This is a genomic window from Sulfitobacter sp. (genome assembly GCF_036961165.1).
Classification (GTDB): Bacteria; Pseudomonadota; Alphaproteobacteria; order Rhodobacterales; family Rhodobacteraceae; genus Sulfitobacter.
The window spans coordinates 43,219-64,703 of the sequence record NZ_JBALVJ010000019.1; the positions used below are offsets into that span (position 1 = coordinate 43,219).

A 21,485-nucleotide genomic window follows, 5' to 3' on the forward strand; every position below is an offset into this window, starting at 1 on the left:
TCGGCAGTTGTGCCCTGCGACGATCATTGATTTAAGTGTCTGCTAGGCCTAAGGATCAGCCATGCAAATATACCTCCCCATCGCCGAAGTATCGGTTAATGCCTTCCTCCTTTTGGGGCTAGGCGGGATTGTGGGCATTTTGTCAGGTATGTTTGGTGTCGGCGGCGGTTTTTTGATGACGCCGCTTTTGTTCTTTATCGGCATTCCACCTGCCGTGGCCGTGGCCACTGAGGCTAACCAGATTGTCGCCTCCTCTTTCTCTGGCGTCCTTGCGCATTTCAAGCGAAAGACTGTTGATCTGAGGATGGGCACTGTGCTGCTGATTGGCGGTCTGTTCGGTGCTGCGCTGGGTGTGATGGTGTTCAACTACCTCAAGGCGCAAGGTCAGGTCGATCTGCTGGTCAAGCTCTGCTATGTCGTATTCCTTGGTGTGATCGGCGGATTGATGTTCTTCGAAAGCCTGAACGCGATCCGCAATGTGAAGAAGGGCAAAGCGCCCAAACGCAAAAAACACAACTGGATTCACGGCCTGCCACTCAAGATGCGCTTTCGTGTATCCGGTCTTTACATTTCAGTCATTCCGCCCCTGATTGTGGGAGTCGCCGTTGGCATTCTCGCTGCGATCATGGGTGTCGGCGGCGGCTTTATCATGGTGCCTGCCATGATCTATCTACTCGGTATGCCGACCAAAGTGGTTGTCGGCACGTCCCTATTCCAGATCATCTTTGTGACCGCCTTCACCACCATGCTACACGCCACCACGAACTATACCGTGGATATCGTATTGGCGGTTCTGCTGCTGCTGGGGGGAGTGATTGGTGCACAGATCGGAACGCGCATCGGCATCAAGATGAAAGCGGAGCAACTGCGCATATTGCTGGCGCTGATGGTCCTGATCGTCTGTGGCAAGCTCGCGCTTGAGCTGCTGCTTGAACCGTCCGAGCTTTACTCGATCGCGGCGGGGGGCCACTGATGCGCAAGCTCATCGCGGTTTTAGCCTTATCATTTGCGTCCCTTCCCGCGCTGGCCGAAGAGGTTGTGCTGGGACTGAGCAGTGACACCGTCTCAATCAACACCAACTTCGACGGCTCCGAAATCCTAATCTTTGGCGCAGTAAAGCGTGACGCCCCCGTTCCGGCTGAACCTCCGCTTCAGGTCATTGTCACCGTTGCCGGCCCGTCCGAAACAAAGACCGTCCGCCGCAAGGAAAAGCGGTTTGGCATCTGGATAAATACCGACGCGGTCGAGATCGATAGCGCGCCAAGCTTCTATGCGGTGTCTACCAGCGCTCCGTTGAATGAAGCGCTGAGCTTTACCGAGGACGTACGCCACCGAATCTCGATCCCTAGGGCCATCCGTTCTGTCGGGGCGCCGGCCAGCATCGCGGATAGTGAGACATTTACCCAAGCGCTGATCCGGATCAAATCGAAGGCAAACCAGTACCAGCTGAATGAAGACACCGTAAGCGTGGACGAAGATACCCTATTCCGCACAGCCATTGCCCTGCCCGCCGCGCTCACCGAAGGTGACTACAGAACCCGGATCTTCCTGACCCGTGGCGGCAATGTTGTCTCGCAATACGAGACGAGCATTTACGTTCGCAAGGTTGGGATGGAACGGTGGCTCTTTACTCTGAGCCGCGAACAGTCGTTCTTTTACGGGCTGCTGTCGCTGGCAATTGCCGTCGCCGCAGGCTGGGGTGCGTCAGCCGTATTTAGCCTTTTGCGCCGCTAACCTCGCCCCAGATAGGGCATCTTCGTCGCCATTACGGTCATGAATGGCACATTCGCGCTGAGCGGTAATTCGGCCATTTGCAGAACCGATTGTGCAGCGTGGCGCACATCCATCGTGTGCATGTCAGGGTTTGCCGCCTTCAGCCCCGCGACAAGCTCGCTTTCGGCATTCCCGATATCGATCTGACCCGCAGTGATATCAAACGGCCGCCCGTCCAGCGCCAGCGACTTTGTCAGCCCCGTGATGGCGTGTTTCGTGGTGGTGTAGCACACCGAATTCTCGCGCGGTGTGTGCGCGGAGATTGAACCGTTGTTGATGATCCGCCCACCGCGACCTTGCGCGCGCATCGCACCAAAAGCCAGCCGTGCGGCGATGAACATACCAGTCAGATTAACAGCCAAGACCTGCGCCCAATCCTCTAGCGCCACCTCGTCAATCGAGGCGGAGGGGCCGAAGATACCGGCGTTATTAAACAGCACATCCACCTCGCCAAAGCTGGCGAACGCAGCAGCCATGGCGGTTGCATCGGTGACATCAGCCGGTAAAACGACCGCTGCCGGATGCCTCTTGGCGACTTCTTGCAACTGCGCCTCGCGCCGCGCAATCAGCCCGACGCGCCAGCCGCTCTCAAGGAACGCTTCCGCAGCGGCACGTCCGATGCCCGAGCTTGCACCTGTGATTATGACAGATTTCATCCGAACTCCTCCTCTGTAGGATCAAGCGTAAGCGCCGCAGCAGGTGCCGAGCGCAGATCATCCACTGTCAGCGCATAAGAGGGCTTGGACAGCCGGTTGCGGACCACCCAGATCAACCGTTCCTGTGCGCGGGTGATGGCAACATAGGCCAACCGTTTCCACAGGGGCTGCCCCGCCTCCATCCGTCCCATACGGGCAGCGACATAAAGATCAGGCGCAAAGACCTGTACCGTGTTCCACTGGCTGCCCTGCGCCTTGTGAATGGTCACCGCTGCACCGTGCAGGAAAGTCGCGCCCATGCGGGCGGCAAAGGGGATGAACGGCTCTTCTTCATCGGGTTTTTCAATCTTCACAATACTGGCCGCGCTCACCTGCGGATCTTCAGCCCCGATGACATGCAGGCGCGAAAAGCCCGGCTTGCGTCCGGCACCAAGATAGACAACTTGCGCGCCCTTAATGAGGCCCCGCGCCTCAAGGTCCAACCGCTTTTTGCGATGTTTGAGCGGCAGCTCGATCCCGTCACAAATAAGTGGCTCCCCTTCCACCAACGCATCCTCTGGCGCACCATGGACGTTCCGAAAGGCGTTGATCAGCCGGATGCGCGTGGCATTGCGCCAGACCAGCACAGGGCTGCGCGCCATCAGATCCACCTCTACACGCTGCCCCCAAACAACGCGGTCATCGCGTTTGGAGGCATCTTCTATCATCCGTTCAAACTGTTCGAACCCGATGTCAGGATCAGCCAACGCATGAGCAAGATCGAGGATCGGGTTGTCCGCTTCCTGCCGGAAAATCCGGTTAAGGTTCATCACGCGCTCTTCGGGCAGCTTTTCGAACACCATCGTGCCTGACTGGCCTACAGGAGCCAACTGCGCTGGATCGCCGAACAAAAGCAACGTCGGAAAAATCTCTTTGAGATCTTCGAAGTGTTTGTCATCAAGCATCGAGGATTCATCGACGAAGCCAATGTCCAACGGCTCTTCGCGCCGCTTCCAGCCGGTGATGAAATCACTGCCGCGCAAACCTGCTGCAGCCAGTGCACCTGGAATAGATTTGTTACCCTGATAGAAAGCTTCCGCCCGGTCGAGCGCGATCTCGGTCAGGCCTTCTACATCTACAGGCCGGTCACCATTTCCGGCCAGCCATTCTGCAATGCGCTCATATTCGGGGTCGTAGACAGGCGTGTAGAGAATCCGGTGGATTGTTGTGGCAGGCACCCCGCGCAGACGCAGCACGCTTGCCGCTTTGTTGGTGGGGGCCAGAATCGCCAGCGTGCGTTTATCCTTACGCTTCTTGCTCTCATAATCGCCCGAGACAATATCAACCCCGGCCTGCTCCAGCGCGCGGTAGAGTTCGGCCAGCAGCAGCGTCTTGCCAGAGCCTGCTTTGCCAGTCACAGCCATGACTTGCGCTTTATTGCCCTTGGGCGGCATCAGCAGATCATCTTCCAGACTGACGCCTGCTGCTTTCAGCATGGCACAGACGGCGTCATGGGCGGCGGCCTGATCGTCGGAATAGATGAGGTCTTTGGAGATATTTTTGGTCATGGGCTGACATTAGGCCCATGACCGGACAGGGACCAGAGCCGTTCAGGCGCTAGCCGCAAATTCCACCTGTGTTTCGCAGCCAAAAGAGCGATCAAACCACTCACGGCTCTGCGCCGGAGAGATACCTGCCTTACCTGCCACGCGCTGCTGGGCCTCGGCCTCAAATTCCCACAACCCCACGCTGATCCGTTCACGCCCTTCGCCCACGCTCCCCAATACTTCCGGGGAAGAACCGACGCGGCTGTAGATGCGTACCATCCGCGCGTCAAAGACCCCAACAAAGTGGCGCACGCCGAATCCCTGCATCAATTCGCCCCCGGCCAAGCATTAACTCTGCGGCGACGTTGGGGCCTTGGCCCGGAGCCATGCAAAATCGCGTGCATTCCCAAATCAGAGGGCTGCAAATCGGTGCTGAGATAAGGTGTCCAAAGTGATCATTGACCATCACAGGCCCGGTTGTTGGCAAAAAGCGGGTGGAGCCGCCGTGGCCACCATCGGACGTTTCCCAGATGACGTACAACGGGTTAAGGTCGTCATATTCGTCCCGCTCGTGTCCGTGTGCGTCAACATTCACGTCCCAACCAAGGCGCGTGTGGAATTGCTCGGCGCGATGAATTAACATCTCATTGGCAAGGCGCGGATAGTTTCTTAATTCGTCAGCATAAATATATCGCAGCATTTTTCAGTTCTCCAGATAATGGCAGTTTGTCTGGGGATCGTAGTTAATGCTCATCTAAAAATGAGTTAACGGATAGAACAGCGGTGCAAGTGCTTCCGCAACAGCTGTTCTACCCCAAATCAGACCACGATCAAACCGCGGCTAATCGCCCGCGCCACGGCATGGGTTGTGTTCACAGCACCCAGCTTAAACCGTGCACTTTCGATATAGACGCGCAGTGTGTGTTCCGAAATCGAAAGCGTATTAGCAACCTGCGCGCGGCTATATCCGATCGCAAGAAGGGTCATGGCATCAGTTTCACGCGGGGACAGCGCCTGCTTTTGTTCAGGTTTGCGGCCCGGTTCAAGATCAAGTGCTTTTTCGTTAAAGTAATGCGCGATCAGGATCAGGTGGCTTCGGTTTTTATCCGTAAAATCCGCCCAGGTTCCATCGTCGCAACTGTGGTTGACGGTAAACATTGCGAACTGGCCGTTCGGTCCGCGGACCGGAACCGAAAACCCCTGGTTGCCCACGCCAAATCCGGCAGCAACCTTGGAAAATTCTCTTGCGGCACGACTAGACCAATCCAGCCGCTTCCAATCCACCGGATGGAATCTTTGATAGCACCCGATCACAACCGGATCTATGCGCAGATAATTTTCTTCAATGTATTTCTGTTGCCACTCTTGCGAGTATGTACCGCACCCGTATTGATCACCTTTCGATTCCACCCAATGGTAAACCAGATGGTTGATGCAATAGTGCTCTCTCAGCGCCTCTGCGGCGCGTTGCATACCTTCAAGACACTCTGCCTGCTCCAAGGCGGACAGAATGCAATCCAGTTGGCTCGTTGTTTCGGCCATGCTCTTGCTTCGCAGACCTCTCATTTCTTGCATTGAATTCTGCGACAGCTACCAATGCAGTGTCGTCAAGTTGCTCTGCCAGCAACGGCAGATCATTCGACGCTGCGAAACTCCTCAAATCGGCAAGAACTTCCATGATCCAGTCATTCCGCATTTCGACTTTCTCCATAAATAGTTAACAAAAGGTTAACATAATACTAGCACGACCTATCGTTGCATTCCTATTCACGTATTCCCACTCCCCAGAAATAGTGGGTATCAGGCTTCTATCCCTTTGATCGCATTAGATTGGTTGCAAAAATATGAACGCCCCGCAGTTACCAGTGGCGAACTGCGGGGCGTTTTAGGTTCAGCAATAGCCGCTGAGTTTATTTACGGGCGTCCAGCGCATCTTCGAGTGTGCGCAACCCGGTTTTGGGTGCCTGTACCAGCACCGACATATTGCCTGGCTTATGTTCATTGCGCCGCATCTTCATGTGGGCTTCGGGCAGATCATTCCATGCAAAGACTTCGGACATGCACGGGTCCAGACGGCGCTCCATCATAAGCTTGTTGGCAGCAGATGCCTGCTTGAGATGGGCAAAGTGGCTACCTTGCAAGCGCTTCTGGTGCATCCACATATACCGGACGTCAAAGGTACAGTTAAATCCGCTCGTCCCAGCGCAAATCACAACCATGCCGCCCTTTTTCACCACAAGAGTGGAAACAGGGAACGTGCTTTCGCCCGGATGCTCGAACACCATGTCAACGCTAACGCCCTTGCCAGTGATCTCCCAGATTGCCTTACCGAACTTGCGCGCTTCTTTGAGCCAGTCGTTGTACTCTGGCGTATTCACGGTGGGCATTTGGCCCCAGCAATTGAAATCCTTGCGGTTCAGCACGCCTTTTGCGCCCAGATCCATCACGAACTGGCGCTTGCTTTCGTCCGAGATCACGCCGATCGCATTCGCGCCGGCCGTATTGATCAACTGGATCGCATAAGAACCAAGACCACCGGAGGCACCCCAGACCAGAACGTTCTGACCGGGCTTGAGGTCATGCGGCTCGTGGCCGAAAAGCATCCGGTAAGCGGTGGCGAGCGTCAGCGTGTAGCACGCGCTTTCTTCCCACGTCAGGTGCTTGGGACGCGGCATCAACTGCTGGCTTTGCACCCGCGTAAACTGCGAGAATGACCCGTCGGGAGTCTCATATCCCCATATACGTTGGGTAGGAGAGAACATCGGGTCGCCGCCGTTACACTCCTCATCGTCGCCGTCATCCTGATTGCAATGCACAACCACTTCGTCGCCGACTTTCCAACGCGTAACGCGGTCACCTACGGCCCAGACGATGCCGGCGGCATCGGAGCCCGCGATGTGATAAGGCTGCTTATGCCCGTCGAACGGGCTGATCGGTGTGCCAAGAGCGGCCCAAACACCGTTGTAGTTCACACCGGCAGCCATCACGAGAACCAGCACGTCTTGGCTGTCGAGTTCTGGCACCTCTACTACTTCTTCCAGCATCGCGGTGTTCGGCTCGCCGTGACGTTCACGGCGGATGGCCCAAGCGTACATTTGCTTTGGCACATAGCCCATGGGCGGGATTTCACCCATTTCATAAAGGTCTTTTTCCGGTGCGTCGTACTGCGCAATCGTTGTGTCCAGTGCCATGTCGCCCTCCTGAGGAACTGATGGGTGCCGCAATGCAGAATCGCGGCGTCATGAGACTGATTAAGGTTGAGCGCGAAATATTGCAACCACTAGAGGCTCTATTTTGTAACTTTATGACCCCGCAGGTGCAGAAAGTTACTTTGCAGTCGCAGCATCAGCATCAGCATCAGCATCATTATTACCTTCGGGAAGATAATGAGCGATGGAATTGGCGTAGAACTTAACAGCCGTTTCTTGACCGTCCATGAGGGTCCAAACGCCGTCCCGTTGCTCAATCAAACCATGCTGATGCATATGCCTGCACGAACGCGTCACTTCACGCGACAGCGCCTCTGTGTTCACTTCGATACTGCGCGCCGGAATACGGGCCAAAAGAGTGGCAACCGCCGCTTCCATCTCCATCACGCCCAGCGGCCCTTTGTTCGTCAACACAGTCGCCACCAACGGAACACCAAGCACTGGCATCACGGCCTCGATCCGCTTCATCAATTCGGCTGAAAGCCCCTCAACGTTTTCAACCTTGCCGTAAGCGCGCAGACTGACCGGATCACCAAAGGCGACAGCGGCCGTACCGAAACGGGTATCATGCCCGCGCAGACGCTGCCAGAATTTCCGTAGTATAAACGTGACCACAACAGAGATGCGCGCACCAAAGCGGCGGTCGCCGCGCGCATGGGCAGCAATTAGCACACGATCTTCAAGCACGCGATCATAATTGATCGCCACAGGCACGAACACGAGGTCGCGTTCTCCCTCAGGATCGAACCCGTCCACCAGATAACTGAGCAACCCCACTTTTGGCGGCTGCACAGCACCTGTCAGGCTCAGCCCGCCCTCTGGATAAAACGCCTGTGTATCGCCGCCATTGGTGGCCATTTGCACATAACGCGACAAAACCTTGCGGTAGAGCGCTCCGCCCGACCGGCGGCGGATAAAATACGCCCCCCAAAGGCGGATCAGCGAAGACAGCGGCCAGACCCGCGCCCACTCCCCCACCGCGTAGCTAAGCGTGGAGGTCTTGGAGGTCAGATAGGTGACCAGCACATAGTCCATATTGCTGCGATGGTTCATCACAAACACCGCTGTTGAATCCTCGGGGATATTAGCGAAGACCCTATCGTTTTGTGGTGCAGTACGTATCCTGTAGACTGACTCTGCCAGTATCTTGGCCACCCGCATCGCAAAGCTGAAATAGGCAAACGCGGAAAAGCTGGGCACAATCTCGCGGGCGTATTCCTGCGCTTTTTGAAAGGCGACCGCTTCGGGCACTTTGTGCTCATCTGCGTAGACTGCGATCTCACGGCTGACTTCGGGGTCATAGATCAAGCGCTGGATCATGTCATGTCGGCGCGCCAGCTTGAAGGGCTGTATGGGTCGTTTGAGCCGCTTGTTGAGGCGCGCCACTGCGCGTTCAAACCGGCGCCGGAAAAACCAACGCACGGACGGAAGCAAGAAGTGGCTCAGCGCTGTGACAGCGGCAAAAAGCACGATGAGGACAAAAAGCCAAAGCGGAAGCTGTACAGTCTGCGTCATGACGTACACCCTTGCAGGCCCGATCCCCGTCGCGCAATAAAGAATTCACCCGCAGACAGGACGATATGCCGGAAATCATGTTTATCGCAACTCATTCAAAGCCAGCCACAATCGTTTAGGTTGAATACTCACGCTGGCTTGTGCCGATCACTGCTGTTGATCGGCACAACATAATACAGCGATGCCGCGTTGCAGCGAATTGACACTTACGGAAAGTTTCTTATATCTAGCGCTTAACGCAAGAATATTTCCAAACCTATTCAGAGAGGCCTGCCATGACCGATGCTCCCCAGAAAGACCGCCCTTGGCTCATCCGCACCTACGCAGGCCATTCTACGGCCAAAGCCTCCAACGAACTTTACCGCAATAACCTTGCCAAAGGTCAGACTGGCCTTTCCGTGGCTTTCGATCTGCCGACGCAGACGGGCTATGACAGTGACCACATCCTTAGCCGCGGCGAAGTGGGCAAGGTTGGCGTGCCTGTTGGCCACCTAGGTGACATGCGCGCACTGTTTAAAGACATCCCACTGGAGCAAATGAACACCTCCATGACGATCAACGCGACCGCGCCTTGGCTGCTGTCGCTGTACATCGCCGTGGCCGAGGAGCAGGGCGCCGATGTGTCCAAGTTGCAAGGCACAGTACAGAACGATCTAATTAAGGAATACCTGTCGCGCGGCACCTATATCTGCCCCCCGGCCTCATCGCTCAAGATGATCGCGGATGTAGCGGAGTACTGCTATACGTCCGTGCCGAAATGGAACCCGATGAACGTGTGTTCCTATCACCTGCAAGAAGCTGGTGCGACGCCAGAGCAAGAGCTGTCCTTTGCCCTTGCCACCGCCACCGCCGTGCTTGACCAACTGCGCCCGCGTGTGGCTGAAGAAGACTTCCCCGCGCTTGTGGGGCGTATTTCGTTCTTTGTGAACGCAGGTATCCGCTTCGTCACAGAGATGTGCAAGATGCGCGCCTTCGTCGATCTGTGGGATGAGATTTGCGAGACGCGTTATGGCGTGACCGATCCCAAATATCGCCGCTTCCGTTATGGCGTTCAGGTGAACAGCCTTGGTCTGACCGAACAGCAGCCTGAGAACAACGTCTACCGTATCCTGATCGAAATGCTTGCAGTGACGCTGAGCAAAAAAGCCCGCGCCCGTGCGGTGCAACTGCCCGCGTGGAACGAAGCGCTTGGCCTGCCGCGCCCTTGGGACCAGCAGTGGTCCATGCGGATGCAACAGATCCTTGCTTATGAAACCGATCTTCTAGAATTTGACGATCTTTTTGACGGCAATCCTGCTGTCGACGCAAAAGTAGAAGAGCTTAAAGCAGGCGCGCGCGCAGAGCTTGCGCATATCGACAGCATGGGCGGCGCCATTGACGGCATCGACTATATGAAATCACGACTGGTTGAAAGCAATGCAGACCGCCTAGGCCGCATTGAAGCGGGCGAAACCATCGTTGTCGGTGTGAACAAATGGCAAAAGGGCGAGCCTTCGCCGCTGATGACAGGCGACGGCGGCATTATGGTCGTGGACCCCGCCGTGGAAGCCGAACAAATCAACAGCCTCAATGCATGGCGCGCCGCACGCAACGAGGGCGAAGTGAACGCCGCCCTGAAGGACCTGCGCGCCGCTGCTGCTGAAGGACGCAACATCATGCCTGCCTCCATCGTCGCGGCCAAGGCCGGCGTGACAACGGGCGAATGGGCCGAACAGATGCGCGCGGTGCACGGTGAATATCGTGGACCAACCGGCGTGGGCACTGGCCGCTCGAACAAAACCGAGGGGCTCGACGACCTGCGCAGCTCAGTCGATGCGGTCAGCGACCGCCTGGGTCGCCGTTTGAAATTCCTTGTGGGCAAGCCGGGCCTCGACGGCCATTCCAACGGTGCCGAGCAAATCGCGGTCCGCGCACGCGATTGCGGCATGGATATCTCTTACGAAGGTATTCGCCTTACACCGTCCGAAATTGTCGCCGCTGCGCTAAATGACAACGCGCATGTGGTTGGTCTTTCTATTCTGTCCGGCTCACACATTCCGTTGGTCGAGGATTTAATGGCGCAAATGCGCGACGCAGGCCTTGGCGCTATTCCCGTAATCGTGGGTGGAATTATTCCGGACGACGATGCAAAGCGGCTTTTGGCGATGGGCGTTTCGCGGGTCTACACACCAAAAGATTTCGAGTTAAATACCATTATGGCCGATATCGTCACGCTAGTAGATCCAGAACCGGTTGCCGCAGAGTAGATGCGGAATGCGGGAATTAAGACTGAAATTCCCATTCATATGAGGTAGGACCAATAAAAATTATCAAAGGAGTCCTAATCGAATGTCCGTAGACCTCAAATCCATGAGCCGCAAAGAACTCGAAAAGCTTCTTGCCGACGTCAAGAAAGCGCTACAAACGGCACAGGCCCGTGACAGACGCGATGCGCGCAAGGCAGCAGAACGCGCTGCCGCTGAATTTGGCTTCTCTCTCAATGAGTTGAGCGAAGATATGCCTGTAAAAGAAAAGAAACCAAAAGTCCCTAAAAAGGCGGCCAAGCCGTCCAAACCAAAGTACGCAGACCCTTCTGATCCTTCCCGTACATGGACCGGCAAAGGCCGTCAGCCGAATTGGTTTCGCGCTTCGGTAGAAAAAGGAATCGCTCCGGCCGATCTGGAGATTTAACGCTGCTTCGCCTCTTGCGAGAAAGGGTAGCGGAATTTCGCTACCCTCGCGGGAAGCGTTAAACAGCTAGTGCTGCGCGACCAAAGTATATTTCCAGCGGCTACCGTCCTTCATCACGATTTCACCACCGCCTGCGCGCGGCGTCTCATAGGTGGCCGTGCCCACCCCGCTCAACCCGTTTGAGCAGGTGACAGGAAAGGTGATCGTGCGCGTTTGCGATGCGGGGCGGTACCGTCCCTGACAGCTAGTCGTGCCATTGGTTGCTTGAAACCAGCCGCCTTCCAGAAAGGTAGCGGTTGCGGAGCCTTTGAAAACCGTGTTGCCGGGACCAACTAAAGCCTCCGGGTGGCTCACGTCGCAGGCAGCAAGCCCCAAAAGGCCGATCGCAGCAATCATACTCATTAATCGCATGTTAATTCCTTTGCATTTGTTGCTGGGCAACCAAAAGCTATTTGCCGCAATACGGCGAGAAAGGAATTCCACCATTGGAACTTGCCCCAGAAGCGCAGGGTAGGCATCTTGCACCTCAAACTCACAGGAGAAACACACATGACCGTTCATATTGGCGCCACCCCCGACCAGATCGCAGAAACCGTATTGATGCCGGGTGATCCCTACCGCGCGCGCTGGGCCGCCGAGACATTTCTGGAAGGCGCCGAACTGGTTAACGAAGTGCGCGGCATGCTGGGATTCACCGGCACATGGCGCGGCCACAGAGTGACCATTCAGGGTTCAGGTATGGGTATGCCGTCGTTGTCCATCTACGCGAACGAGCTGATCACAACCTACAATGCACAGACCCTCATCCGCATCGGCTCCTGTGGCGGCATGCAAAAGCACGTCAACATCCGCGACGTTATTATTGCGATGACCGCCAGCACTATTACCTCGCCCTCTTCGGGTATCCTCAAAGAGCTGAATTACGCCCCTTGCGCAGATTGGGGCCTGCTGCGCGCAGCGGTTGCCGCGTCTGAAGCCGAAGGCACCACAACCCACGTTGGCGGTATATACAGTTCGGACGTATTTTACGCAGAGCGGCCCGATCTGGACGAACAGATGGTCCGCCACGGCATCCTTGCTGTCGAGATGGAAGCGGCCGAGTTGTATACGCTGGCAGCGCGCCACGGCCGTCGCGCGCTCGCGGTGCTGACCGTGTCAGACCACCTGCAAACCGGCGAGGCGTTGCCATCAGAAGAGCGTGAGCGGTCTTTTGGCGACATGGTTGAAATCGCGTTGGAAGCGGCTTTCAGCGAAGGATAAGCGCACAGGCAGGCGCGTTAGCGCGCCTGCCTACCAAAAAGTGGCTGGTTCACACACCGTGGCTACGATCATAGCCGTTCAAAGGCGGCGGGCACCAGTTTGCAAGGGTCGCCGGATCGGGCGCGAAAGTCTCTACCAGCAACGGGTGGCATTGCGCGGTGTCAGAGGAATGCACAGTGCTGCAATCCCCACCCGGACAGGCGCTGAGCGCGCCAAGCAAGTCGATTTCGGCAAAGAACTCAAGGCTGTCTCCTGGGCGCACCGGACTTGCCTTCATAAAGTATTGGCCTGTGTCGCGGGTGTAACCGGTACACATAAAGACATTAAGCACATCGTGGACATGCGCCTCGGCCTCTTCACGGGGAATGTTCAGGTGATCCGCCAACGCACGGGTGAGGTTAGAGTGGCAGCAATGGTGGTATTGCCCACCCGACAGCAGGTTATGCGTATAAGGGTCGCAGCGCGTACCGATCACATCATGGACCGAGCCGCCGAACACGTCCTTGCCGTACCATTCAAGACTGTCATGCGTGAGAGTCGCCATGGGCCGCATCGCGGGAAAACTGGTCCACATCCGCTGGCCACGTGTGATGTGCGTGCCATGCAACGCACGGGTTTTGCCAGAATAGAACCGTTCACCAAGATCATTGGCATTCCACAGATTCAAATCGCCAACCTGTGAACCCTCGATGCTGCTGATCCGAAAGAAATGACCGGCTGGCACGTTAAAGCAGGCCGCATCACGCGCAGCCACAATCACCTCACCAGTTTTGGTAAGCGCCGAACGGGCGACATCCAGCATGGCCATGTCGGGCTTTGGCAGCGTCTCTACCGGATAGCAAATCACCGGAGGGATGGCGCGGCGTAGATCGGCGTCTGGCGGCGCACTCATGCGCGTTGCCCCACGGTGCGACCGGAGAACAGGCAGCCGCCCAGAAATGTCCCTTCCAATGCGTTATAGCCGTGGTATCCACCACCACCAAAACCGCTGGCTTCACCCGCGGCATAAAGCCCTTCAAGCACATCGCCTTGAGGGGTAAGGACGCGGCCCTGAATATCTGTGTGCACACCGCCCAGCGATTTGCGCGTGATAACATTGAGACGCACAGCGATCAGCGGCCCGTTGACCGGATCAAGAATGGCGTGAGGTTTTGCAGTCCGAATGAGCTTGTCTCCCTTATAAGTGCGCGCAAGGTGAATCGCGGTGATTTGTGCATCCTTGCAGAAGGGATTGCCCAGTTGCAAATCACGAGCCCGAATTTGGGACCGGATATGGTCAAGATGGACCGGAGCGGTTGGGGTAAGCGCATTCATGCGGGCTACCAGTGTCTCAAGATCACCGGCCACGATGAAATCGGCCCCCTTCTCTTTGAACGCCTCCACTGCGGGCGTCGCGCCTTTGCCCAAACGCGCGCTTAGCACTTCGCGCCATCCGCCTTCGGTCAGGTCCGCGTTCTGCTCTGAGCCGGACAGGGCGAATTCTTTTTCGATGATCTTTTGGGTCAGGATAAACCAGCTGTGTTCGCCCACGCTAAGGATACGTTTGAGCGTGCCCAGCGTGTCGAAGCCCGGCAGATAGGGTGCCTCCATCCGGTCGCCGTTTGCGTCGAACCACATGGACGACGGCCCCGGCAGCACGCGAATGCCGTGGTTGGGCCAGATCGGATCCCAGTTTTGCAAACCCTCACAATAGTGCCACATGCGGTCTTCGTTGATCAGGCCCGCGCCTGCCTTGGCCGCGATGCCGTGCATGCGCCCGTCCACATAGTCCGGCACGCCTGCGACCATCATCTTGGGCGATTTTCCCAGTCGCGCTGGCCAGTGTTTGCGCACCATCGCGTGGTTGCCGCCAATGCCGCCTGTTGTGATCACAACCGACTGCGCGCGGTGTTCAAACCCGCCGACCACCTTGCGGGAGGTGGATTTGCCACGCGCTGCTGTCGTGCTTTCCAGCAGATCGCCACTGACACCTTTGACGGCACCATTCTCGACGATCAACTGGTTCGCGCGGTGGCGGAAGCCCATCTTCAGCTTTCCGTCCGCGGCATAGCGCACCATCAGATCAGCAAAGGGTTTGACGACACCCGTGCCAGTGCCCCATGTGATGTGAAAGCGCGGCACGCTGTTGCCATGTCCGCCTGCAAGCGCCCCGCCGCGCTCGGCCCAGCCGACCACAGGAAACCAGCGCATGCCCAGCCCATGCAGCCAACCGCGCATGTCACCTGCCGCGAATTCGACAAACTTCTCGGCCCAAAGGCGTGGATTAGCATCCTCTGCACGGTCGAATTGCGCCGAGCCTTGCCAATCGCTCCACGCCAGTTCGGCACTGTCTTTGATCCCTAAACGGCGCTGTTCGGGGCTGTCGACCAGAAACAATCCACCAAGCGACCAGAACGCCTGCCCGCCAAGGCTTTGCGGACCTTCTTGATCCAGCAATAACACACGACGGCCGCGCAGGAGCGCCTCATGAGCGGCAGTCATACCCGCAAGGCCAGCGCCAATGATGATCACGTCTGGTGAGAAATCGCTCATGAATTCCTTCCCTTTATGGTTGGAAAAAAGCTACACCTCTCAGCTACGTTGTGTCGAGCTTAACCCAAGGTTCACAACGACGGGCCTTTCAGCCCCTTTTTGCAGCTTTGTGGCTGACCTTTTGTGGCCGTAAACGCCTCGGCCCCGCAGGCCATGCAGCGGTACATGCGCAGCGCACCCTTGTTGTGAGTGCTGTCAGCGCGCCAGCGGCAACCCCGCACCGCACGGTTCCGCCACGCCAGATAGGCGACAAAGCCAAAAATGATCGGTGCAAGGATGAGCAACATCAGGTGAATTGCACGTCGATTGCCCACAGGTGCGGGCGTTCACGCGAGCGCGCAAGATAGGCCGCGCCGTCCCCCCAGCCATGCCAGCCGGCCTTTGGTTCATTCTCGATCTGCATCACATAATCCCATATTTCGTCTGTGCACTTGTAGTCCCACCAGGGTTCGGATTGCGCGGTGGCGGGCCAACCGCCCAACTTGGTCTGCGCGAGGGTCGCACACCAGTCATAGGCGTAGAGATCGTTCTGCTCGGTATCGATCACATGCCCCGCAAGTTCATGATTGGCGTAGTCCGGGCGTGTGTCCTCCCACTCCCCCAAACGCGGGGAAAGAGGGCTGCCGTGACGAGGCGCTTTCGGGATGGTCAGCCCATCCAGCGAAGCGTAACAGCGCAGCGCCCATGTTGACGCGGGATCGGGGTTCAACGTGTTGATGGTCTCTGTTGGCGCGAAGGCATCCATGTCGCGGATGAAAATCGTAAGAAGCGCTAGATCCTGCACAGCTTCTGGCACCATTGGTGCTGTTGTCAGATTGATCTGGCATAGCGGCCACATGGGCGCGCCATCATGGCTTGGCCATACCTCACCTTTACGCTCAAGACGCACGGCACCAAACATCGTAGTAAACGGATCAATATTGGCGGGTTTGTGAAAGATCAGCGGCGCGCAGGGACGGTTAAGTGCGTGCTGCAACTCAGCCTCTGACAAAGGCCCTTGTGTAATGGGTGGTGGCGCAGGTTTGCGCGCGCCGCCCGTCAGTTTCTTTAACCAGCCGAACATAGTGGCGGCTTAAACAGTCCGCTCGACCATCAGCTTTTTGATCTGGCTGATTGCCAGCGCCGGGTTCAGGCCCTTCGGGCATGCCTTGGCGCAGTTCATGATGGTGTGGCAACGGTACAGCTTGAACGGATCTTCAAGTTCATCCAGACGCTCGCCCGTGCCTTCGTCGCGGCTGTCGATGATCCACCGGTAGGCGTGCAGCAAGGCTGCGGGCCCAAGGTAGCGATCGCCGTTCCACCAATAGCTTGGGCAAGAAGTCGAGCAGCAGGCGCACATGATACACTCATAGAGGCCATCCAGCTTGGAGCGATCTTCAATGCTCTGCTTCCACTCTTTTGCAGGCGCAGGTGTCTCTGTCTCAAGCCAAGGCTTGATGGACGCGTGCTGTGCGTAAAAGTGCGTCAGGTCGGGGATCAGATCCTTAACCACCGGCATGTGCGGCAACGGATAAATCTTCACCACACCTTTGACCTCGGCCATGCCGTAGGTACAGGCCAGCGTGTTGATCCCGTCGATATTCATCGCGCAGGAACCACAGATGCCTTCGCGGCAAGAGCGACGGAAGGTCAGCGTTGGGTCAATCTCGTTCTTGATCTTGATGATCGCGTCCAGAACCATCGGGCCGCAATCGTCCAAATCGACAAAGTATGTGTCCACCGACGGATTTTTACCATCGTCGGGATTCCAGCGATAGATGTGGAATTCCTTGAGGTTCTTGGCGCCTTCGGGCTTGGGCCATGTCTTACCGCTGGTCATGCGGGAGTTCTTGGGGAGCGTCAGTTGTACCATGATGCTATTCCTTCAGGTCTGTCGGCCTATGGCCGGAAATTTGTCAAAGAGCCAGGGGCGCGCGGCTGCGCAGGCATGTCTGTGTTTCGGGGCGGGACAAGACGCTGCGCACGATTGCGACAGTCTCTTCGTCAATCCCCACAATTGAGTCTTTGGCCAGTTCGCGCACTTCAACCGCCTGCGCGTTATCCATCACGCAGCCGGTGAAGGCTTCGATCAGCGGCTTTGGAACCTGCGTAAAATTGATGGCGATCACTTCGGTCACGGCAGAAGTGGCAGCCTTACGCCCCGTCCGGTCGGCCGCGTTCTGCACTTCAGTGCAAGCCCCTAGTGCGAGGATGCTGGTAAGTATCACGGTTCGGATCATGCTCTGGCCTCTCTTGGCGGTAGTTTCAGGTGCAGTTTTGCGGTCTCTGCCAAAGTGGCAAGACGCTCTGCATCCTGTTCGAAATGCGTGACAATACGTCCCATGAACGGCAGATCATGGGCGGCAGTCCACAGCAAAAGCTGATATTCAGGGTCGCCCGCCATGGCCGCATCGCGATCCACGGTGTTAAGTTTATCCACGTCGGTGGCTTTTTTTTGGAAGGAAGAGCCGCCACCGTAGCGCTGCACCTTGCCACGGCTCAGGTCGCGCTGAGGCAAACCCAGTTTGTGCAAAATGCCCGCGCGGTAATCTTCTGATGTCATCCAGTTGTCATAGCAAATTGCAATGACGCCTTTGCCTGTGGCAATGCGGTCCAGCCCCTGCACGTAGGTGGCGAAGGCCAGCGTCATGATGCGCATGCGGTCGGTCGCACCAAAGCCCGCGTTCTTTTTGATCTTCGCCAGCAAGGACGCCGACCAGTTCAGAAAGCTCCGGTAGATGATGATCTGATTGCTGAACTGTGCATCCGCCATACCGTGGCTTGCCTTTTGCGACTGCCCTTCGGGTTGTGGTATCCGATCTTCATAAGACACAACAACCATAGGCGCAGAGCCGGCTTGGGCAATGCGGTCGGCATCGGCGATGTCTTTATGCGGCATCACCTCATGCGCGGCATCATAGATATCAAGCGAACCATAAGCATTCTGCGGGTTCTTGCCGAACTTACAGTTGTTAAAGAACACGCCGCCGGTCGCCGCGTCAGGCGCGTTGCGCATCAGCCAGTCAATAATCGCGTGGTTGCCAGAGCGGCGCATGCCAAACACCTGAAACGCGCAGACGGGAGAGAACCCCGGCTGCGGCCATGTGTCTTGCGTCTGCGCCGCTGTAGTCACTTTTAATAGACCCGTGCTTTTGGCGCGATCTTCTTGAGATCGATCCCGCCGTCTTCGTGCTTGCTCAGCGGTTTAAGGTGAACAGGACGGAAATCAAGGCTCGCGACATCGCCGTCAAAACGGATCAGGCTGTGCTTGCGCCAGTTCTTATCGTCGCGATTGGGATAATCCTCATGCGCGTGCGCTCCACGGCTTTCCTTACGCGCTGCAGCGGCTGTGATTGTTGCAACCGCGTTAGGCATCAGGTTGGTCAGCTCAAGCGTTTCCATCAGATCAGAGTTCCACACCAGCGAGGTGTCGGTGACTTTGAGGTCCGCCATTTTGGCTGAGACGCCCTTCATCTTCTCTTCGCCTTCGGCCAGTGTTTTGTCGGTACGGAACACCGCAGCATCGGCCTGCATGGTTTGCTGCATTTCAAGGCGCAGTTCGGCTGTTGGCGTGCCACCTTTGGCATAACGCAGCCCGTCAAAGCGCGCGAATGCCGCCTCGACAGAGGCTTTGTTTGGCGTGGGCACAGCGGATTTAGGGTCAACGATTTTAGCTGCGCGAATGGCTGCCGCGCGGCCAAACACCACAAGGTCAATCAGAGAGTTGGAGCCAAGACGGTTCGCGCCATGAACAGACGCACAACCCGCTTCGCCTACTGCCATAAGACCAGGAGAGGTGGCGTCAGGGTTATCCGCAGTCGGGTTCAGAACCTCACCCCAATAGTTGGTCGGGATACCGCCCATGTTGTAGTGAACCGTCGGCAGAACCGGGATCGGCTCTTTGGTCAGATCAACGCCGGCAAAGATGCGCGCGCTTTCGGAAATACCCGGCAAACGCAGGTCCAGCGTTTCTGGTGGCAGGTGGTTGAGGTGAAGGTGGATGTGATCCCCCTTCTCGCCCACACCGCGGCCTTCGCGAATTTCCATGGTCATACAGCGGGATACAACATCGCGGGACGCGAGGTCTTTATACGTGGGCGCATAACGCTCCATGAACCGCTCGCCTTCGGAGTTGGTCAGATAACCACCTTCGCCGCGTGCGCCTTCAGTGATCAGGCAGCCAGCGCCGTAGATACCGGTTGGGTGGAACTGAACGAACTCCATATCCTGCAAAGGCAGACCTGCGCGTGCGGTCATACCGCCGCCGTCACCGGTGCAGGTGTGTGCAGACGTGGCCGAGAAATACGCACGACCGTAACCGCCCGTCGCCAGCACAACCATCTTGGCGCTGAACAGGTGCATCGTGCCATCATCAAGCTTCCAGCACAGAACACCTTGGCAGACGCCATCATTAGACATCACCAAATCAATGGCGAAATATTCGATGTAGAATTCAGCGTTATGCTTGAGCGACTGACCATATAGCGTGTGCAGAATTGCGTGACCGGTCCGGTCCGCCGCAGCACAAGTACGCTGCACGGGGGGGCCTTCACCGAATTCTGTGGTGTGGCCGCCAAAGGGACGCTGATAAATCTTGCCTTCTTCAGTGCGCGAGAAAGGCACGCCATAATGCTCAAGCTCGTAAACCGCTTTGGGTGCTTCGCGGGCAAGGTATTCCATCGCATCGGTATCACCCAGCCAGTCAGAACCCTTTACGGTGTCATACATGTGCCACTGCCAGTTATCAGGCCCCATGTTGCTAAGGGAGGCCGCGATACCACCCTGTGCCGCAACCGTATGCGACCGTGTCGGGAACACCTTTGAAACACAGGCCGTGCGCAGCCCCTGCTCAGCCATGCCAAGCGTGGCGCGCAATCCGGCGCCACCCGCCCCTACAACGACAACGTCATATTCGTGGGTTTCATATTCGTAAGCAGCCATTTCGTGCCCTCTTCAAGCTTGGGGTCTGCCCGTGTGAACCGGTCCTGACCCTGTCTGTATCGTCAGCGCGCCAAGCGCCTGAACTTCCGGTGTTCCCAATCGACGGAGCGATCCGCGAGTGCTTTCTAATCTAGCACGGGTGGCAGCAGCGCAAAGGCCCGCCTGCCAACCGTATTGTCGCAGGGCTGATTAGAGCGCCAACCGCGCAATCGCGAAAATTCCAACCGCCGCCGCGCCGTAGCTGATGCAGGTCATCACCACGATCGAGACTTTCTGCGCAAGGCCGTGTACGTAATCTTCGATCAGCGTCTGCACTCCGTCGTTGAAGTGCTTGAAGCTGACCGCGATGGTCAGCGCTGCGATGATCGCAGGGAACGGACGGGAATAGTAGGCAACGATCTCTTCATAGGTGCCGCCCAGCGCCGCGCCGAATGTAAACACAAAAAACGGCAGCAGGATCAGTAGTGCCACCGAGCTGATCGTCATGGACCAGTGATGCGCCGTTCCCGACTTAGCAGAGCCAAGACCCTTGGCGCGCTTGCGGTCTGTCAAATAGGCCATAATGCTCTCCTTATAACGCGATGACTGTGATCAGTGTCAGCAGCACGGAGCCGCCAATGCATGCCCAGCCCAGCTTTTCAGCTGTGGGGATGTCCATCATCACCGCGTTGTCCCAGATCAGATGCCGGACACCGGCCAGCGTGTGATACCACAACCCCAGCACAGAGAAGAACATCACCAGATCACCGAACCAGCTGGTCAGCAACCCGTTTACCAGATCAAAATATGCCGCGCCGCTGGCGGCAGCTAGAAACCACCACACAATCAGCAGCGCCGAGATCAGCATCGCGTTTCCGGTGATCCGCGTCAGAATGGATGTCACGGATGTCAGCTGTGGGCGGTAGATCGTCAAGTGAGGCGAGAGAGGGCGGTTGCCCCGGTTCACATCGGCCATATCAGGCTCCTTTGTGGCTACTTGGGACTAGTACTAGCGTTTTTTTCAGCGCTGTCACGTGGGCAAGCGGGGTTAAGCGGCATTCGTCAGCGTAAATCTCAGAAAAATTATCTCGACACAACCGATTTGTGATCACACCAATATTTATGTGATCACAAAGGCCGGATCACTTGACCCTCGACTTGAATGCCGCTGTAAAATAAGGAGATCTGCCTGCTCGGCACGCTCGCAGCACGCGAGCGGCCATCATAAGTGTAACAATACTGTTACTCCAGTGGTGCGACGCAATGAGATGGCGCCCCTCAATCGCTTTCGGGAATGCGGGGAATACCTTGATTTCAGAATCAAAGCCAGCAGGCCAAGTCACACCTGCATTGGTCCAATTCGGATAGGTTGGCTTTGGAAAATGGCTATCCTGAAGTGGTCCGGCAAAATTGGACAGCGTGCTAAGATGTATCCAACCCGAACG

General features: G+C 56.9%; 21 protein-coding genes and 2 pseudogenes. 5 read left to right on the top strand and 18 right to left on the bottom strand.

The window, feature by feature from the left end:
* Nucleotides 1-61 precede the first annotated feature (61 nt).
* Entirely contained in the window at nucleotides 62-973 is a 912-nt protein-coding gene (locus V7730_RS10515) for a sulfite exporter TauE/SafE family protein (RefSeq protein WP_335747551.1), read from the top strand.
* A complete protein-coding gene (locus tag V7730_RS10520; protein ID WP_335747552.1) occupies nucleotides 973-1,734 on the top strand; it encodes a TIGR02186 family protein in 762 nt (253 codons plus the stop codon). Before V7730_RS10515 ends, V7730_RS10520 begins: the two co-directional genes overlap by 1 nt.
* Here the strand turns inward: V7730_RS10520 and V7730_RS10525 are convergent.
* The 6 genes and pseudogenes from V7730_RS10525 to V7730_RS10550 all read right to left on the bottom strand — a co-directional run bounded on the left by V7730_RS10525 (nucleotide 1,731) and on the right by V7730_RS10550 (nucleotide 8,679).
* A complete protein-coding gene (locus V7730_RS10525) occupies nucleotides 1,731-2,429 on the bottom strand; it encodes an SDR family oxidoreductase (RefSeq protein WP_335747553.1) in 699 nt (232 codons plus the stop codon). The genes V7730_RS10520 and V7730_RS10525 overlap by 4 nt on opposite strands.
* Complete coding sequence (locus V7730_RS10530; RefSeq protein WP_335747554.1) at nucleotides 2,426-3,976, bottom strand: ATP-dependent DNA helicase; 1,551 nt, start codon at nucleotides 3,974-3,976, stop codon at nucleotides 2,426-2,428. The genes V7730_RS10525 and V7730_RS10530 overlap by 4 nt, the downstream gene beginning before the upstream one ends.
* A gap of 42 nt (nucleotides 3,977-4,018) precedes the next feature.
* A pseudogene (locus tag V7730_RS10535) lies at nucleotides 4,019-4,655 on the bottom strand (acyl-homoserine-lactone synthase).
* 119 nt (nucleotides 4,656-4,774) lie between these two features.
* Nucleotides 4,775-5,497 carry a helix-turn-helix transcriptional regulator gene (locus tag V7730_RS10540; protein WP_335747555.1) on the bottom strand — a complete coding sequence of 241 codons (723 nt, stop codon included), beginning with the start codon at nucleotides 5,495-5,497 and terminating at the stop codon, nucleotides 4,775-4,777.
* A gap of 368 nt (nucleotides 5,498-5,865) precedes the next feature.
* Entirely contained in the window at nucleotides 5,866-7,146 is a 1,281-nt protein-coding gene (gene ccrA, locus V7730_RS10545) for a crotonyl-CoA carboxylase/reductase (protein WP_335747556.1), read from the bottom strand.
* A gap of 135 nt (nucleotides 7,147-7,281) precedes the next feature.
* The gene (locus V7730_RS10550; protein WP_335747557.1) at nucleotides 7,282-8,679 is read right to left on the bottom strand and encodes a 1-acyl-sn-glycerol-3-phosphate acyltransferase; all 1,398 of its coding nucleotides are present in this window, start codon (nucleotides 8,677-8,679) and stop codon (nucleotides 7,282-7,284) included.
* Nucleotides 8,680-8,954: 275 nt separating this feature from the next.
* Between V7730_RS10550 and V7730_RS10555 the strand changes: the two genes are divergently transcribed.
* Together V7730_RS10555 and V7730_RS10560 are read left to right on the top strand one after the other, a co-directional pair.
* Complete coding sequence (locus tag V7730_RS10555) at nucleotides 8,955-10,925, top strand: protein meaA (RefSeq protein ID WP_335747558.1); 1,971 nt, start codon at nucleotides 8,955-8,957, stop codon at nucleotides 10,923-10,925.
* Between the two features lie 82 nt (nucleotides 10,926-11,007).
* Nucleotides 11,008-11,349, top strand: a complete 342-nt coding sequence (locus tag V7730_RS10560; protein ID WP_335747559.1) for an H-NS histone family protein — start codon at nucleotides 11,008-11,010, stop codon at nucleotides 11,347-11,349.
* 66 nt (nucleotides 11,350-11,415) lie between these two features.
* On the opposite strand, the gene V7730_RS10565 is transcribed toward V7730_RS10560, so the two are convergent.
* The gene (locus tag V7730_RS10565) at nucleotides 11,416-11,751 is read right to left on the bottom strand and encodes a hypothetical protein (protein WP_335747560.1); all 336 of its coding nucleotides are present in this window, start codon (nucleotides 11,749-11,751) and stop codon (nucleotides 11,416-11,418) included.
* 147 nt (nucleotides 11,752-11,898) lie between these two features.
* On the opposite strand from V7730_RS10565, the gene deoD reads away from it, so the two are divergent.
* A complete protein-coding gene (gene deoD / locus V7730_RS10570; RefSeq protein ID WP_335747561.1) occupies nucleotides 11,899-12,609 on the top strand; it encodes a purine-nucleoside phosphorylase in 711 nt (236 codons plus the stop codon).
* A gap of 49 nt (nucleotides 12,610-12,658) precedes the next feature.
* Here deoD and V7730_RS10575 read toward each other — a convergent pair whose 3' ends face one another.
* From V7730_RS10575 to V7730_RS10625, 11 genes and pseudogenes are all read right to left on the bottom strand, one after another.
* A complete protein-coding gene (locus V7730_RS10575; protein ID WP_335747562.1) occupies nucleotides 12,659-13,501 on the bottom strand; it encodes an urea carboxylase-associated family protein in 843 nt (280 codons plus the stop codon).
* Entirely contained in the window at nucleotides 13,498-15,141 is a 1,644-nt protein-coding gene (locus tag V7730_RS10580) for an FAD-binding dehydrogenase (protein WP_335747563.1), read from the bottom strand. Before V7730_RS10580 ends, V7730_RS10575 begins: the two co-directional genes overlap by 4 nt.
* Nucleotides 15,142-15,212: 71 nt before the next feature.
* Entirely contained in the window at nucleotides 15,213-15,428 is a 216-nt protein-coding gene (locus V7730_RS10585; protein ID WP_335747564.1) for a hypothetical protein, read from the bottom strand.
* Entirely contained in the window at nucleotides 15,428-16,204 is a 777-nt protein-coding gene (locus V7730_RS10590; protein ID WP_335747565.1) for a DUF1963 domain-containing protein, read from the bottom strand. Before V7730_RS10590 ends, V7730_RS10585 begins: the two co-directional genes overlap by 1 nt.
* Nucleotides 16,205-16,213: 9 nt before the next feature.
* Entirely contained in the window at nucleotides 16,214-16,993 is a 780-nt protein-coding gene (locus V7730_RS10595; RefSeq protein ID WP_335747566.1) for a succinate dehydrogenase iron-sulfur subunit, read from the bottom strand.
* Between the two features lie 43 nt (nucleotides 16,994-17,036).
* Nucleotides 17,037-17,360: a hypothetical protein gene (locus tag V7730_RS10600; protein WP_335747567.1), complete on the bottom strand. Its 324-nt coding sequence runs from the start codon at nucleotides 17,358-17,360 to the stop codon at nucleotides 17,037-17,039.
* Nucleotides 17,357-18,253 carry a hypothetical protein gene (locus V7730_RS10605; RefSeq protein ID WP_335747568.1) on the bottom strand — a complete coding sequence of 299 codons (897 nt, stop codon included), beginning with the start codon at nucleotides 18,251-18,253 and terminating at the stop codon, nucleotides 17,357-17,359. The genes V7730_RS10600 and V7730_RS10605 overlap by 4 nt, the downstream gene beginning before the upstream one ends.
* 2 nt (nucleotides 18,254-18,255) lie before the next feature.
* Nucleotides 18,256-20,061, bottom strand: a complete 1,806-nt coding sequence (sdhA, locus tag V7730_RS10610) for a succinate dehydrogenase flavoprotein subunit (protein WP_335747569.1) — start codon at nucleotides 20,059-20,061, stop codon at nucleotides 18,256-18,258.
* A 189-nt stretch (nucleotides 20,062-20,250) separates the two neighbouring features.
* Nucleotides 20,251-20,622, bottom strand: a complete 372-nt coding sequence (sdhD, locus tag V7730_RS10615) for a succinate dehydrogenase, hydrophobic membrane anchor protein (protein ID WP_335747570.1) — start codon at nucleotides 20,620-20,622, stop codon at nucleotides 20,251-20,253.
* 10 nt (nucleotides 20,623-20,632) lie between these two features.
* Nucleotides 20,633-21,016 carry a succinate dehydrogenase, cytochrome b556 subunit gene (gene sdhC / locus V7730_RS10620; RefSeq protein ID WP_335747571.1) on the bottom strand — a complete coding sequence of 128 codons (384 nt, stop codon included), beginning with the start codon at nucleotides 21,014-21,016 and terminating at the stop codon, nucleotides 20,633-20,635.
* A gap of 166 nt (nucleotides 21,017-21,182) precedes the next feature.
* Nucleotides 21,183-21,485, bottom strand: a pseudogene (locus V7730_RS10625) (hypothetical protein); the annotation flags it as partial.

What these genes read in the sequence shown, in the direction of transcription:
- V7730_RS10515 (WP_335747551.1), top strand. Translation starts at nt 62, where the DNA reads ATGCAAATATACCTCCCCATCGCCGAAGTATCGGTTAATGCCTTCCTC.
- V7730_RS10520 (WP_335747552.1), top strand. Translation starts at nt 973, where the DNA reads ATGCGCAAGCTCATCGCGGTTTTAGCCTTATCATTTGCGTCCCTTCCC.
- V7730_RS10525 (WP_335747553.1), bottom strand. Translation starts at nt 2,429, where the DNA reads ATGAAATCTGTCATAATCACAGGTGCAAGCTCGGGCATCGGACGTGCC.
- V7730_RS10530 (WP_335747554.1), bottom strand. Translation starts at nt 3,976, where the DNA reads ATGACCAAAAATATCTCCAAAGACCTCATCTATTCCGACGATCAGGCC.
- V7730_RS10540 (WP_335747555.1), bottom strand. Translation starts at nt 5,497, where the DNA reads ATGGCCGAAACAACGAGCCAACTGGATTGCATTCTGTCCGCCTTGGAG.
- ccrA (WP_335747556.1), bottom strand. Translation starts at nt 7,146, where the DNA reads ATGGCACTGGACACAACGATTGCGCAGTACGACGCACCGGAAAAAGAC.
- V7730_RS10550 (WP_335747557.1), bottom strand. Translation starts at nt 8,679, where the DNA reads ATGACGCAGACTGTACAGCTTCCGCTTTGGCTTTTTGTCCTCATCGTG.
- V7730_RS10555 (WP_335747558.1), top strand. Translation starts at nt 8,955, where the DNA reads ATGACCGATGCTCCCCAGAAAGACCGCCCTTGGCTCATCCGCACCTAC.
- V7730_RS10560 (WP_335747559.1), top strand. Translation starts at nt 11,008, where the DNA reads ATGTCCGTAGACCTCAAATCCATGAGCCGCAAAGAACTCGAAAAGCTT.
- V7730_RS10565 (WP_335747560.1), bottom strand. Translation starts at nt 11,751, where the DNA reads ATGAGTATGATTGCTGCGATCGGCCTTTTGGGGCTTGCTGCCTGCGAC.
- deoD (WP_335747561.1), top strand. Translation starts at nt 11,899, where the DNA reads ATGACCGTTCATATTGGCGCCACCCCCGACCAGATCGCAGAAACCGTA.
- V7730_RS10575 (WP_335747562.1), bottom strand. Translation starts at nt 13,501, where the DNA reads ATGAGTGCGCCGCCAGACGCCGATCTACGCCGCGCCATCCCTCCGGTG.
- V7730_RS10580 (WP_335747563.1), bottom strand. Translation starts at nt 15,141, where the DNA reads ATGAGCGATTTCTCACCAGACGTGATCATCATTGGCGCTGGCCTTGCG.
- V7730_RS10585 (WP_335747564.1), bottom strand. Translation starts at nt 15,428, where the DNA reads ATGTTGCTCATCCTTGCACCGATCATTTTTGGCTTTGTCGCCTATCTG.
- V7730_RS10590 (WP_335747565.1), bottom strand. Translation starts at nt 16,204, where the DNA reads ATGTTCGGCTGGTTAAAGAAACTGACGGGCGGCGCGCGCAAACCTGCG.
- V7730_RS10595 (WP_335747566.1), bottom strand. Translation starts at nt 16,993, where the DNA reads ATGGTACAACTGACGCTCCCCAAGAACTCCCGCATGACCAGCGGTAAG.
- V7730_RS10600 (WP_335747567.1), bottom strand. Translation starts at nt 17,360, where the DNA reads ATGATCCGAACCGTGATACTTACCAGCATCCTCGCACTAGGGGCTTGC.
- sdhA (WP_335747569.1), bottom strand. Translation starts at nt 20,061, where the DNA reads ATGGCTGCTTACGAATATGAAACCCACGAATATGACGTTGTCGTTGTA.
- sdhD (WP_335747570.1), bottom strand. Translation starts at nt 20,622, where the DNA reads ATGGCCTATTTGACAGACCGCAAGCGCGCCAAGGGTCTTGGCTCTGCT.
- sdhC (WP_335747571.1), bottom strand. Translation starts at nt 21,016, where the DNA reads ATGGCCGATGTGAACCGGGGCAACCGCCCTCTCTCGCCTCACTTGACG.